Origin of the sequence: Streptomyces sp. NPDC088745, assembly GCF_044751045.1 — a bacterium.
GTDB lineage: Bacteria > Actinomycetota > Actinomycetes > Streptomycetales > Streptomycetaceae > Streptomyces > Streptomyces cremeus.
Genome location: NZ_JBIVLB010000011.1, coordinates 85,741 through 98,828, shown reverse-complemented (window position 1 = coordinate 98,828; position 13,088 = coordinate 85,741). Strand labels below are relative to the sequence as shown.

Annotated in this window: 9 protein-coding genes; 1 reads left to right on the top strand and 8 read right to left on the bottom strand. The window is 73.4% G+C overall.

Features of this window, described 5'->3' with window-relative positions; translation table 11 throughout:
* Window positions 1–13: 13 nt before the first annotated feature.
* Window positions 14–3,886: an endo-alpha-N-acetylgalactosaminidase family protein gene (locus tag ACIP93_RS26095; protein ID WP_401762155.1), complete on the bottom strand. Its 3,873-nt coding sequence runs from the start codon at window positions 3,884–3,886 to the stop codon at window positions 14–16.
* Window positions 3,887–4,117: 231 nt separating this feature from the next.
* Here ACIP93_RS26095 and ACIP93_RS26090 point away from each other — a divergent pair, with 231 nt between their 5' ends.
* On the top strand, window positions 4,118–4,723 hold the full coding sequence (locus tag ACIP93_RS26090; protein ID WP_345228208.1) for a YceI family protein: 606 nt from the start codon (window positions 4,118–4,120) through the stop codon (window positions 4,721–4,723).
* Window positions 4,724–4,807: 84 nt separating this feature from the next.
* Here the strand turns inward: ACIP93_RS26090 and ACIP93_RS26085 are convergent, their stop codons facing one another.
* From ACIP93_RS26085 to cimA, 7 genes are all read right to left on the bottom strand, one after another.
* A complete protein-coding gene (locus ACIP93_RS26085; protein ID WP_401762152.1) occupies window positions 4,808–6,187 on the bottom strand; it encodes a hypothetical protein in 1,380 nt (459 codons plus the stop codon).
* Window positions 6,188–6,235: 48 nt separating this feature from the next.
* A complete protein-coding gene (locus ACIP93_RS26080; protein ID WP_401762149.1) occupies window positions 6,236–8,164 on the bottom strand; it encodes an ABC transporter ATP-binding protein in 1,929 nt (642 codons plus the stop codon).
* Window positions 8,154–8,570, bottom strand: a complete 417-nt coding sequence (locus tag ACIP93_RS26075; protein ID WP_345228211.1) for a lasso peptide biosynthesis B2 protein — start codon at window positions 8,568–8,570, stop codon at window positions 8,154–8,156. The genes ACIP93_RS26080 and ACIP93_RS26075 overlap by 11 nt, the downstream gene beginning before the upstream one ends.
* Window positions 8,567–8,842 carry a lasso peptide biosynthesis PqqD family chaperone gene (locus tag ACIP93_RS26070; protein WP_345228213.1) on the bottom strand — a complete coding sequence of 92 codons (276 nt, stop codon included), beginning with the start codon at window positions 8,840–8,842 and terminating at the stop codon, window positions 8,567–8,569. The genes ACIP93_RS26075 and ACIP93_RS26070 overlap by 4 nt, the downstream gene beginning before the upstream one ends.
* A complete protein-coding gene (locus tag ACIP93_RS26065; protein ID WP_401762144.1) occupies window positions 8,839–10,731 on the bottom strand; it encodes an asparagine synthase-related protein in 1,893 nt (630 codons plus the stop codon). The genes ACIP93_RS26070 and ACIP93_RS26065 overlap by 4 nt, the downstream gene beginning before the upstream one ends.
* Before the next feature lie 24 nt (window positions 10,732–10,755).
* Window positions 10,756–10,872: a keywimysin-related RiPP gene (locus ACIP93_RS26060; protein WP_380837121.1), complete on the bottom strand. Its 117-nt coding sequence runs from the start codon at window positions 10,870–10,872 to the stop codon at window positions 10,756–10,758.
* Window positions 10,873–11,121: 249 nt separating this feature from the next.
* Entirely contained in the window at window positions 11,122–12,780 is a 1,659-nt protein-coding gene (gene cimA, locus ACIP93_RS26055; RefSeq protein ID WP_345228219.1) for a citramalate synthase, read from the bottom strand.
* Window positions 12,781–13,088 lie beyond the last annotated feature (308 nt).

Genomic DNA, 13,088 nt, shown 5'->3' with positions numbered 1-13,088 from the left:
CGCTCACGAAAGGTCATTTACCACACAGAAAACGCGCACTCCCCCAGTCCGCGTGATCGTTCCCCGGCCCGTCGCCACCGTCCCCGGTCACCAGGTCGACGTACTTCGCGCCGGTGACGTCGGCGGTGAGCGCCCAGCCGGGGTCGGCCCCGCGCAGCACCGGGGACTGCGCCCTGCGCGCACCGTCGGCGAGGACGGTGAACTGCACGCTGCCCCGCGCGCTCTGCACGTCGTCGAGTCCGACCGAGGCGGTGAAGGAGGTGCACGCGCCGCCCAGGTAGTAGCGGACCGTGCCGGGCGACGCGGTGCCGAGGCCCTTGGCGTGGACCACGCCGCCGAGGGTGATCGGCTTGCCGTCGCCGGGGGCGGTCTCGCCGTTGGACATGTCCTTCTCCGCGGGACCCCAGCCGTTGTCCATCGCCGTCCAGTCCAGGTCACTGGCGTACGCGTCCCGGACCGGCGGCGGCGGAAGGGTGCGCACGGGCGCGGTGGCGGCGAGGGTGCGGGGCGTGCCGCCGACCGTGTAGGAGGCGGCCGACGTCAGCTCGTACGGCCGGTACGCGGCGTCCGCCGGCGGGGTGACCTGCCAGGTTCCCGTGACCTTCGCGCCCGCCGCGACGGACGGGAACGCGACCGGTCCGGCGGGCTCGGCGGTCCAGCCGTCGGGGAGGCCGAGGGTGAGCTCGACGCCGGTGGCGGCGGCGGCCTCGTTGTTGGTGAAGGCCGCCGCGACCCGGTGCTGGCGGCCGGGCTCGAAGGCGCCCGGCGCCGGGGTCAGGGCGAGGGTGCCGCAGGCGGCGCGCTCGGGGGCCGGACCCAGGTCGGTGACGGTGAAGCCGTCGAGGACGAAGTCGGCCCCGTCGGGTGCGCCCGCCTTCTTGCGCAGGCCCACCCAGGTGTCGCCGCAGCCCGCGGTGACGGTCTCGGAGAAGCGGGCGGTGGTGCGCTGTTCGGGCAGCGGGGTGCGGCGGGTCTCCACGGAGGCGGGTTCGCCGTCGGCGCCGACGCGGTCGTAGCCGGTCACCCACTCGTAGGAGTCGGCGTGGCTGGTCTGCCGGTCGAACGCGACCCGGTACCGGTGGCCGTCCTTCAGCGGGACGGTCCAGGGGGCGGTGCGGTAGACGAGCCCGTCGTTCTCCTCGTGCGACTTCAGGGATTCGGCCCCGCCGAGGACGTCGTCGACGCGCTTGCCGTTCCAGCCGGCCTGGGTGTACGGGGCGTGCTTCTGGGCGATGTGGGTGCGCGGGTCGGTGTCGCCGCCCGCGTCCCCCTTGAGGAAGGGGCCCCAGCCCTGGTCGACGTCCTCGAAGTCCTCGTGGACGAGGGCGCCCTGCTTGGCCGTGGGGGCGTTGGCGACGAGGCGCACGTCGTCGATCCGGACCCGTACGTCCGACGCGGCCCTGTCCGCACGGATGCCGAGCGTCGCCGAACCGCCGGGCGGCGCGGTGAAGTTGACCTTGGCGCGCTGGAAGTAGGTGCCGTGCCAGTCGTTGGCGGCGGTCCGCTCCTCGGCGGTGGAGCGTTCGACGACGACCTCCTTGCCGCCGATGCCCAGGGTCGTGCGCCGGGTGGACCCGGGCTGGACCTCGATCCACGCGGAGGCGGTGTAGCGCCGGCCCGCCGTCAGGCCGGTGATGCGCTGGGAGAGGGCGGCGGGGGCGGTCCCGGAGAGGACGGCGCTGTTGCGGCCCCGGTCGTCGGTGTCGCGGGCGACCGTGCCCGTGGTGCGCCAGTTACCGAGCTCGGCGTCGTTGAAGCCGGGGTCGGCGACCTTGCCGCCCTCGCCCCAGTTCGCGTCACGGGCGGCGGGGGTGCGGCCGGCCGGGTACAGGACGTACGGCTGGCCGGCTTCGGCCCGGAGGGTGACCCGGCCGTCCTCGACGGGGACGACGGCGGTCTTCACACGGCCGTTGTCGGTGAGCTTGCTGACGGTGAGGGAGCCGGCGCCCCGCAGAGCGGCGGGGACGGTCCAGGTGGTCGTGCCGCCGGCCTTGTTGTAGTGGTAGAGCTTCTTCCCGTCGTCCCACGGGAGGAGGTAGTCCGACCCGTCGAGGACCTTGGCGTCGCCGACGTAGTAGGCGCGCTTGCCGTTCTCGACGGCGCCGCGCACGCCGCCGGTGAAGTCGATGCGGTCCTTGCCCCAGTGCTGGATCTTCTCCTGCTGGAGGAACTTCGCGGGCAGGTTGCGCTCCCAGATGTTGCGGTAGAAGGCGTTCCAGTCGCTCTCGCCGGTCCAGCCCTCGAACTCCTCGACGGCGGTCTGGCCGAGGATCGGGTGGTCGTTCCAGACGTCCTTCTCGCCGTTGCGGATGAAGCGGATGATCTGGGAGTTGAGGCCCTTGTTGGTCTTGCCGCCGTAGTCGAGGTCGTTCGCCCAGTGCGACCAGAGGGAGGCGTGCTCGAACTTCTCCGACCACTCGGTGCCGACGGTCCAGCCCTGCTTCTGGACGGCCCGGAGGGTCTTGTCGGCGATCCAGCCGTGGGTGTAGTAGACGTCGATGTAGAGGAAGTTCAGATTCTGGTCGGTCTCGTCGCGGAGCTGCTGGAAGCGTCTGGCGAGGTCGCCGCTGTTCACGTCGCGGCGCTGGTCGATGTAGTAGCTCTGGTTGAGCCAGTTCCAGCCGGGCCGGGTCTTGTCGACGAGGGTCTCGCTGAAGTTCCTGGCCTCGGGGTAGGACTCGGTGGCGTTGACGTGGACGCCGAAGGCGGCGCCCCATTTCCTGCCCGCCTTCAGCAGCTTGTTGAGGTCGGTGAGGCCGCCGGCCCGCTTGTTGTAGTTGCCGCCGTAGTCGGGGTGGGCGGAGTCGTGGCCCTCGGACCCGTACCCCTTGAGGACGGCGAGCTGTCCGAGCCCGTCGGTGGCCCGGCTGATCCTCTTGACGTCGTCGAGGGTGCGCAGGAAGGGGTGGGTGGCCTGGCTGGCGAAGTTGAACGGGATGTGGGTGACGACCCGGTCGGGGGTCTCCTTCGAGCCCGGGGCCTCGATCCCGACGGAGCGGAAGGCGATCGCGCCGTCCTGCCAGTCGACCTTCCCGTCCGCGTTGGCGTCGGGCGTCACGACGACCTTCGCCCAGGGCAGGTCCTCGCCGCTCTCCGGGCGGGGCGCTCCCTCCCCGCGGTACGTCCACTGGCCCGACCAGAGGCCGACGCGGACGCCGCCGTCCTCGCCCCGGGTCGCCCGGTGCCACAGCCGGGCCCCGTCGCGCGCGCTGGCGCCTGCGGGTTTGTCGTACGAGGAGTTGGACTCGACGGCCGCGGCGAGGGCGCCGGTGTTCACGATCCCGTACGAGGCGCCGACCGGGGCGGCGTCCACGGGGGTCGCCGCGGTCACCTTCCCGAAGACGTCGGCGGTGCGGGTGGAGTCGGGGTCGAGCCGGGTGAACGCGGTCTCGGCCCCGTCCTCGCCGCTGCCGACGGACACCAGGTCGTGCCCGGGTATGTCGAGCGTCCCGACCCGGAAGGCCGCCGTGTCGCGGATCGCCGTCACCCGGAAGGTGGTGGCGCGGCCGCGCACGGACAGCACGGCGTCGATCTCCACTCCCGGGAGGGAGGGCACCAGCAGGGTGTACGAGGCCGAGTCGCCCCGCACCCGGGGAGCGGCGGCGACCCGCACCGGCCGGGCGGCGCCGTTCAGGACGATTTCGGTGACCGGCCGCGTGCTGCCGAGCAGCCGGGCCCCGCCCGCGCGCTCGGTGTACGACAGGACCCGGGGGAAGTCCTCGGCCACGGTGACGGTGAGCTGCGGGGACTGGATGACGGCGGTGTCGGCGGCGGGGGCCGGGGCGGCCGGTACCGCGCCCGCCGTGGGCAGCGCCGGTCCTGCCAGCGTGAACACGACGGACGAGGCGGCGGCGACGGCGCACGACGCACGGAATCTCAGCGACATGGGGCCTGAGTAAGCCCGGCCCCAGGGGCCCCGTCAACGGAAACGGACCCCCTGGGTCCCGGCAGTCCAACAACCCCGCTCCGGAAGTCCAAGCGGGCCGCGGCTGGGCCGAACGGCTGAATCCGTCCGGCTCCTCGCGCGTAAAGGTTGAAAACCGAACTTCATTGCCCTATGGTCGGGTACATCGAAACACGTTGAAGGTTCAACAAACCTTTTCCCAGGAGGAACGTCATGGGCATCTTCGGCCGCAACAACAGCAGCACCCCCGCCACCGCCACCGCCGTGGACCCGTCGCTGGCCGCCCTGACCGGCACGTACACGGTCGACGCCAGCCACAGCAGCATCGGCTTCACCGCCCGCCACGCGATGGTGACGAACGTCCGCGGCGCCTTCACCGACCACGAGGGCACCCTCACGCTGGACGGCTCGAACCCGGCGGCCTCCGGGGCCTCCATCACCGTCCGCATGGCCAGCATCGACACCGGCGCCCCGGACCGTGACAACCACCTCCGCAGCGCCGACTTCTTCGACGTGGAGACCTACCCGGAGATGACCTTCCGCTCCACCGGGGCGGAGCAGCTCGGCGGCTCGGACTACCGGATCACGGGCGATCTGACCATCAAGGACATCACCCGCCCGCTCTCCATCGACCTGGAGTTCAACGGCTCGGCCACCGACCCGTTCGGCAACGAGCGGGTGGGCTTCGAGGGCTCGGCGACCATCAAGCGCTCCGACTGGGGCCTGACCTGGAACGCGGCGCTGGAGGCCGGCGGCGTGCTGGTCAGCGACAAGATCAAGCTGAACTTCGACATCTCGGCGATCAAGCAGACGGCCTGACCCCGGACCCGCACCCCGCCTGGCCCCGGACCCGCACCCCGGCGGCGGGCCGGTCGTCCTTTCCCGGCCCGCCGCCTGACGGGGTCAGAAGTTGCCGCCGCCGAAGTCGCCGCCGCCCCCGAAGTCCCCTCCCCCGCCGAAGTCGCCGCCGCCCCCGAAGTCGCCTCCGCCGAAGGACGTGGGGTCGAAGTCGGAGCCCGAGACGTCGCCGCCCTCGAAGCCCGCGCCCGGGTCGTCGAACCCGGTGCCCGCGCCGTAGGCGGACGCGTAGGCCGGGGTGGCGAGCATCGAGCCGAGCATGGTGCCCATCAGCAGGCCGGGCAGGATGCCGCCGCCGAAGTAGCCGCCCGCCCACGGGCCGTACGCCGGGCCCGCGTCGTAGTAGGGGCGGCGGCCGTCCGGGGTGTCGACCGTGCGGACCGCCGGGTCCAGGCCGTCCGCGAGGCGGGCCGCGTCGGCCGCGCAGACCGGGACCTCGCGGGGCGCACCGCCCGCGGGCGACCAGACGGCGTCCGTGACGGAGGGGCCGTGGCGGGGGTCGAAGAAGCAGGGCGAGCGGCGTTCGGGGAGCGGCCGGCCCGTGCGGCGCGCGTCCAGGACCGCGAGGCAGTGGCGGCCGTCGTCGAGGGCCTCGGTCACCCCGCGCACGTCGTTGGGTTCGCGGACCGCCGCCATGCGGGACTTGGCCGTCTCGTAGAGGTCGAGGGCGCGCTGGTAGTCCGCGCGCATCGCGTCCGTGGCGCCGGGCTCGGCGGGGTGGAAGTCCAGCCGGTCGAGTTCCTCGCCGTACGCCGTGATGTCCTCGTCCACGACGACCGTCAGCCTGCGCAGGGCCGCGAGGCGTTCCTCCTCCTTGCGCTTGCTGCTGCGGCGGGCCAGGGCGACCGCGCCCGCGCCCGCCACGACGACCACCGCGCCCACCCCGACCAGGGCGCCCGTGCTCACGCCGTCGTCCGAGCCGCCGTCCCAGGAGGCCGGGGCGTGCCCCCGGATCTGCGGGAGGGCCTGGTCGACGAAGGTGTTGAGCTGGGTGGCCGCGTCCAGTCCCGCGGGGGTCTTCGCCGCCGTGACCAGGTTGCGGACCGAGGCGTACGGCAGGGCGCGCCGGTCCGCGCCCGCTTCGAAACCGTCGCCCAGCCGGACCGCGTACACGCCCGTCACTCCGGTGGCGGTGCGGAGGTTGGCGCGGACCGTGCCGGGCGGGAACTCGGGGGTGCGGGGCAGGACCGCCACGAACAGCGGCTTGTCCGCCGACTTTATCTTCTGCGCGAGCGCGTCCTGGTCGGCCCGGGAGAGCTGGGCCCTGGCCCCCGGGGCGACGTACACCGGGCCCTGCTTCAGGGCTTCGCCCGCCTCCGTCGTACCGGTCGCGGCAGCGGCGGCCGACGCGAACGGGAGCAGCAGGAGCAGCGCTCCCACCAGGGCGCAGAGGGCGGATATGACGGAAAGCGGCCGGTTCCTCATATGTTCGAACTTACCCGATGCGGGTCGAACACGGCGGGCGGCGGGCGGTCAGCCCCGGGGCAGCGCGTGCTCCGTGGCGAACTGCGTCGCCGCCAACTCCCCGTACAGCGCGTCCGACTCCACCAGCTCGGTGTGCGTCCCGACCGCGCGGACCCGGCCCGCCTCCATGACGACGATGCGGTCGGCCCGTACGACGGTGGACAGCCGGTGGGCGATGACCAGGACCGTGGTGTCGGCGGCGAGTTCGAGGACGACCTCGCGCAGGTGTTCCTCGTTGACGGCGTCGAGCTGCGAGGTCACCTCGTCGAGGAGGAGCAGGGCCGGCTTGCGGAGCAGCGCGCGGGCCAGGGCGACGCGCTGGCGTTCGCCGCCGGAGAGGGTGGTGCCGCGGTGGCCGACCTGGGTGTCGAGTCCTTCGGGGAGGCGGGCGACCAGGCCGTCGAGGCGGGTGCGGGTGAGGACGGCGGCGAGTTCGGCTCCGGTGGCGTCCGGGGCGGCGAGCAGGAGGTTGTCGCGGAGGGTGCCCGCGAGGACGGGCGCGTCCTGTTCGACGTAGGCGAGGGCGGCGCGGAGTTCGGCCAGCGGCCAGTCGCGGATGTCGCGGCCGCCGACGGTGAGGGTGCCCGCGTCGTGGTCGTAGAAGCGTTCCAGGAGGGCGAAGACGGTGGTCTTGCCCGCGCCGGAGGGGCCCACGAGGGCGGTGAGGCCGCCGGGGGGCACGGTGAAGGTGATGCCGTGGTGGGCGGGGGCGCGGGTGCCGGCGTAGGCGAAGGCGACGTCCCGGAACTCGACGCCGAGGGGGGCGGTCCGGCGTTCCGTCCTCGTCGCGCGCACGGCGCTCTCGCCCGGCAGGGACTCGATCTCGTCGATCCGGCGGACGGCGGCCAGGCCCGTGTTCAGGCCGGTCCAGCCCTCGGTGAGCTGGCTGAGCGGGGCGAGCAGCCCGAAGACGTACAGGAGGAACGCGACGAGGGAGGAGACCTCCATCGTGCCGGCTGCCACCCGTGCGCCGCCGACGCCGAGCACGGCGAGGAAGGCGAGCTGGGTGGCCAGGAACATCGCGACCTCGGAGGCGGAGGTCCAGCGGGCGACGGTGACGCCCCGGTCGTGCGCGGTCCTGGCGGCCCCCGCGACGGCGGCGGCCTCGCGGTCCTCGATGCCGCTGGCCTTGACCGTGCGGAACGCCTGGAGGGAGCGGTCGAGCAGCGAGCCCATCTCGCCGACGGCCTGCTGGGCCTGGAGCTGGGCGCGCTGGATGCGCGGCATGAGGAGGGCCAGGACGGCGCCGGAGAGGAGGAGGACGAGGGCGGTGACGGACAGCAGGAGGGCGTCCACCACGGCCATCAGGACGATCGTGCCGACCAGGGTGAGCGCGCCGGACGCGGCCTCGACGACGCTGCGGGAGAGGACGGTGTGCAGGAGGGTCGTGTCGCTGGTGGCGCGGGAGAGGAGGTCGCCGGGGGTGAGGCGGTCGGCGGCGGCGACCCGGAGGCGCAGCAGGTGGGTGACGAGGCGGCGGCGGGCCCGCAGGACGACGGCTTCACCGGTGCGGGCGAGGAGGTAGTGGCCGGTGGCGGCGAGGAGCGCCCCGGTGACGACGACGCCGAGCAGGGCGAGCAGGGGGCCCCGGGGGGAGGCCCCGCCCCCGCCCCCGCCCCCGAACGCTTCGACGGCGTACTTGGCGGCCAGGGGCATGGCGAGGCCGGCCCCGGAGCCGAGGAGGGAGAGCAGGACGCCGGTGAGGAGGAGGCGGCGGTGGGGCCGGGCGTGGGCGAGGAGGAGGGCGAGGGGGGCGGGGGCGTTTTCGGCCCGCCCGGCGTTCGAGGACGCGCGGGCGGAACCCGTGCCGGGGGCGGGGGGCGCAGCCCCCTGAGGAACAGCCCCCTGGGGAACGGCACCCGCCCCCTGCTCCGTGGGACCGGCGCCCGCCCCCTGCCCCGCCGGACCGGCGCCCCCGCCGGAGGCCTCAGCGGCCACGCGGGGTGACCTTCAGCAGCGGGCGGAAGTCCGTGACGTTCTGTTCGCCGACCGTGCGGCCCTCCGCCTCGACCCACGCGTGCGGCTGGAAGGGCGGCGCGTTGCGGACGCCCGCGTGCCAGTCGGGGAAGGTGCCGGACATCCGGCAGAGCAGGGAGATCGCGATCGAGCGCGGCAGGCACCCGTACCAGCCCGCGCACTTGCGGCTCGTCGCCACCACCCGCTCGTACGTTTCGAGGGTGTCGTCGTAGGTGGCCGGGCGCGCCCCGCGGCTCAGCACCGTCAGGACCCCGCGCAGGCGGCCGGGCTTGAGCCTGGCGAGCAGCAGCGCCGCGGCCACGGCCGCGCGCAGGCGCACCCCGCCCGGGCCCGCGCCCCGGCGGGGCATCGTCATCTCGGTGGTCATCGGGCGGCCCCGGTCCGGGTGACGATCTTCGCCCTGAGGAGCTGGTCGGTCAGCTCCGCGACGTCCGCCTCGGCCTCCGCCCGCTCCACCTCGTACTCCGCGAGGAGCTGCTCGACGGCGTCGGACGGCGAGCGGCCCTCGGAGATGGCGGTCACCACGAGCGTGCCGCACTCGTTGAGCTGCCAGTACGTGCCGTCCTTCTCGTCCAGCAGGACGCCGCCGTACTCGGTGGTGGTGACGGCGATGCCCTTGCGGAGCTGCCACTCGCTCATGTGCGTGCCTCGCTGTTCGTGGTGGGGGCCCAGGCGTCCTGCGCCGTGCGCAGCCAGGTCTCGCAGGACACCGTGGAGTCGATGGGATGCTGCTGGAGGAGCGGTGAGTAGGGGTCGTCGGCGAGGCGGCGGAGCTGACCGGCGTCGATCAGGCCGCGCTCGGCGAGGAGGGAGTCCGTCCACAGCTCCCGCAGGGAGGCGGCGTGTTCCCGCAGGCCCTGGATGTCGTCGGCGGACATGTGGTCCTTGGTGGTGCGGGCCAGGAGCTCGTCCGGGACCACCCCGCGCATCGCCTCCACCAGGAGCGGCTTGTACCGCCAGGGGACGACGCGGTCCTCCACCCGTACCGACAGGACCGCCTCGACGACCCGGTCGTCGAAGAAGGGCGCGGCGACCGGCAGGCCGAGGCCCGCGCCGAGGTCCTCCATGGCCTGGAAGCAGCGCGCGCCGAGCCGGACGGTGTCCAGGTCCATGTGCCGGCCGGGGCGCGGTGCGATGGGCTGCGCCCGTCGCGCGGCCGCCCGGAACTCCTCCCGGATCAGCCCGCGGGCCTTGTCCGTGAACCAGGGCCGCATCGCCTGCCGCATCCCCCAGCTCACCTGTGGGGTACGGGAGTCGGCGGTCGCGGTGTCGATGAGGGAGCCGGCCAGCCAGGCGCCGAAGGACGGCGGGAAGAGCATGCCGCGCAGGGTCGGCAGCAGCGGCCAGCCGGACTGGTGGCGCAGGGCGCTGATGCGGTTCCACGCCTTGAGGGGCTTGCCGGGCAGGAGGTCCTGGCAGGCGGAGGCCAGGCCGTTGAAGAGTTCGTCGCCGCCGTAGCCGGTGAGGTGGTACTCGGAGCCGGTGGCCGCGGCCCGTCCCAGCAGCATCGCGGCGCGGGCGCGCGCGGGGGCCACCGGGAAGGGCTCGTCGAGGAGTTCCCCGGCGGTGGCGCGCAGGTCGGCGTAGAAGAGGGGGGCGTCGTCGGCGGGCACCAGGGTGTGCTCGATCTTCCGCCCGCCGCCCGACCGGGCCGCGGCCCCGCGCGCCGCCGCGACCCCCTTCTCCGCCCAGAACTGGTCCTCCGAGCGGTCGTCGCGGGCGGCGACGGTGAGCAGCGTGGTGTCCCGCGCTCCCGCCCGCTGGGCCAGGAAGGTCACCGAGGTGGAGTCCATGCCGCCGGAGAGTTCACCGCTGACGCGGGTGCGCCCCTGGAGGTGCGCGGCGACGGAGGCGGCCAGCGCGGCGGCGACCAGCGGGGCGCCCTCCGCCAGGGAGAGGCGGGGCACCGGGGGCCGCCACCAGCGTCGTACCGAGTAGCGCGGGCCCGGGCCGGGAAGCACCAGCGCGTACGCCGGGTCGATCTCCTCCACGCCCTGCCAGACCGGCCGCTCCCGCAGCGGGTGCGGCACGAAGTCCAGCAGCCGCAGGGCGAGCGCGCCGTCGTCGAGGGCCGCGCCGGTCAGGCGGGCGAGGGGCGCGGGGCGGTCGGAGGCGATCCGGCCCCCCGGGTGGGCGGCGTGGTAGACGCGGCGGTGGCCGGACGCGGTGCCGCGCACGCAGGTCTCGTCGCCGATCCGGCTCACCACGTGGCCGAGACCCGGCAGTTCGGTGAGCCGGCGGTGCAGGTCGAGGGTGTCGCGGGCCGGGCCGAGCACGGCGTCCAGGCGCGCGGCGGGGGTCGTGTTCGGGCCGATCAGCACCAGGGCGTCGGTGCCCCGGGTGACCTGGACCAGGTTCCGTACGAGCAGCCGTGCGAGGACCCACGGGCGGCCCGACGGATGGGCGACGGTCTCGAAGGCGCCCTCGGGGGCCGCCGAGCGCAGATGCCCGGCCGCCGCCTCGCCTTCGTCGGTGTCCGGAAGGACGACAAAGAAGTCACGCAGGCTCTCGCGGCCGGGCATCTCCATCACTCAGTTACCGGTTTCCGCAGCTCAGATACAGAGCCGACGGGACCAGAACTCCTTGCACGAGGCATAGAACATGCCCGCGGTCTTCTTGCTGAAGTCGCCCTGGTTGAACAGCGACGGCTTGACGTAGGTCTTCTTCATCGTCGTCACGTCCTCTCCGTTAAGTAGGGGTGCACCGAGTAAGAAAGCGACTGTTGCGGATGTGCACGGTGGGAACCGTGTGGACTCCGTGACGGCCGGGGACAGTTGATCCGCTACTCGTACTCCTGTGCACCCCCGGACTCCGGAAGTGGCTTGATCACCTGCACACGTGACGGGTTCACCCCTCTTGACGCAGGGTGAACGAGCGCTTACTAGTTGCTCATTGAACGGGAGGGCGGGCCGGACGTCTCATTCGGTCGGTTCGACGCCCGCCCGCAGCAGTCCGTACGTGTACGCGTCCTCCAGCGCCTGCCAGGACGCCGCGATGACGTTCTCGGCGACGCCGACCGTCGACCAGTCGTCGCCCGAGCCGCCGCCGTCGCCGGTGGTGATGAGGACGCGGGTGGTGGACTCGGTGCCGTGGGTGCCCTCCAGGATGCGCACCTTGTAGTCCACCAGCTCCAGCTTGGCGAGCTGGGGGTAGATCCGCTCCAGGCCCACCCGCAGCGCCCGGTCCAGGGCGTTGACCGGGCCGTTCCCCTCGGCCGTGGCGACGATCCGCTCGCCCTTGGCCCACAGCTTCACGGTCGCCTCGTTGGCGTGCGTGCCGTCCGGGCGGTCCTCGACGATGGCCCGCCAGGACTCGACGCGGAAGTACCTGCGGGCCCGCCCCTCCGCCTCCTCGCGCAGCAGCAGCTCGAACGAGGCGTCGGCGGCCTCGTAGGTGTAGCCCTTGAGCTCGCGCTCCTTGACCCGGTCCACGACCCGGCCTACCAGCTCGCGGTCGCCGCCGAGCTCGACGCCGAGCTCCTTGCCCTTGAGCTCGATGGAGGCGCGGCCGGCCATGTCGGAGACCAGCATCCGGATGCGGTTGCCGACGAGGTCGGGGTCGATGTGCTGGTACAGGTCGGGATCGACCTTGATCGCGGAGGCGTGCAGGCCCGCCTTGTGCGCGAAGGCCGAGACGCCCACGTACGGCTGGTGCGTGCTGGGCGTGAGGTTGACGACCTCGGCGATGGCGTGCGAGATCCGGGTCATCTCGCGCAGGGAGCCCTCGGGCAGGACCTTCTTGCCGTACTTGAGCTCCAGGGCGGCGACCACCGGGAAGAGGTTGGCGTTGCCGACGCGCTCGCCGTAGCCGTTGGCGGTGCACTGGACGTGGGTGGCGCCCGCGTCGACGGCGGCCAGGGTGTTGGCCACGGCGCAGCCGGTGTCGTCCTGGGCGTGGATGCCCAGGCGCGCTCCGGTGTCGGCCAGGACGGTCGCCGTGACGGCCTGGATCTGGGCGGGGAGCATGCCGCCGTTGGTGTCGCAGAGGACCACGACGTCGGCGCCGGCCTCGGCGGCGGCCCGCACGACGGCCTTCGCGTACTCGGGGTTGGCCCGGTAGCCGTCGAAGAAGTGCTCGCAGTCGACGAAGACGCGCAGCCCCTGCTCCCGCAGGTAGGACACGGTGTCCCGGACCATCGCCACGTTCTCGTCGAGCGTGGTGCGCAGCGCCAGTTCGACGTGCCGGTCGTGGGACTTGGCGACCAGGGTGACCACGGGCGCGCCGGACTCGACCAGCGCCCTGACCTGCGGGTCGTCGCAGGCCCTGGCCCCCGGGCGGCGGGTCGCGCCGAAGGCGACCAGTCGGGCGTTGCGGAAGGTGATCTCCTGGCGCGCGCGGGCGAAGAACTCGGTGTCGCGGGGGTTGGCGCCCGGCCAGCCGCCCTCGATGAAGCCCACCCCGAAGTCGTCCAGATGACGGGCGATGGCCAGCTTGTCCGCGACGGTCAGGTTGATCCCCTCACGCTGGGCGCCGTCGCGCAGCGTGGTGTCGAAGACGTGGAAGCCGTCGCCGGGACCCACGCCGCCGTCGGGGCTCTCTGTGGTGCCCGTGCTGTCTGCACTGCCTGCGGTCGTCATGCTGTCTGACTCCTGTCGGGTCCTGGGAGGGGCTCCCAGGCTGCGGAATGGCTTGCTCCACTTGCCCCCATCTTCGCGTGCGCCTCGCCCCGGGCCCTTGTGGGGCCGGAAAACGAAAAAACCCCTCGCGGGTGCGAGAGGTCTGCGCGCGGGTCTGGAGCTCGGTGGCCGCGCCGTACGGGCCGGTGGGCGTACGGGACGGTTACTGCGGACCGGCGCGCCTGCTGCCGATAATCATGGCGAACGAGGACACGGAGGCAGTCTGGCACACGGCTGCCCCCGTGTCTCACGGCGTCTCAGGATGCGGT

Bases quoted from the DNA above. Each gene is read 5' to 3' on its own strand.
- ACIP93_RS26095 (WP_401762155.1), bottom strand. From the start codon at position 3,886: ATGTCGCTGAGATTCCGTGCGTCGTGCGCCGTCGCCGCCGCCTCGTCC.
- ACIP93_RS26090 (WP_345228208.1), top strand. From the start codon at position 4,118: ATGGGCATCTTCGGCCGCAACAACAGCAGCACCCCCGCCACCGCCACC.
- ACIP93_RS26085 (WP_401762152.1), bottom strand. From the start codon at position 6,187: ATGAGGAACCGGCCGCTTTCCGTCATATCCGCCCTCTGCGCCCTGGTG.
- ACIP93_RS26075 (WP_345228211.1), bottom strand. From the start codon at position 8,570: ATGACCACCGAGATGACGATGCCCCGCCGGGGCGCGGGCCCGGGCGGG.
- ACIP93_RS26070 (WP_345228213.1), bottom strand. From the start codon at position 8,842: ATGAGCGAGTGGCAGCTCCGCAAGGGCATCGCCGTCACCACCACCGAG.
- ACIP93_RS26065 (WP_401762144.1), bottom strand. From the start codon at position 10,731: ATGGAGATGCCCGGCCGCGAGAGCCTGCGTGACTTCTTTGTCGTCCTT.
- ACIP93_RS26060 (WP_380837121.1), bottom strand. From the start codon at position 10,872: ATGAAGAAGACCTACGTCAAGCCGTCGCTGTTCAACCAGGGCGACTTC.
- cimA (WP_345228219.1), bottom strand. From the start codon at position 12,780: ATGACGACCGCAGGCAGTGCAGACAGCACGGGCACCACAGAGAGCCCC.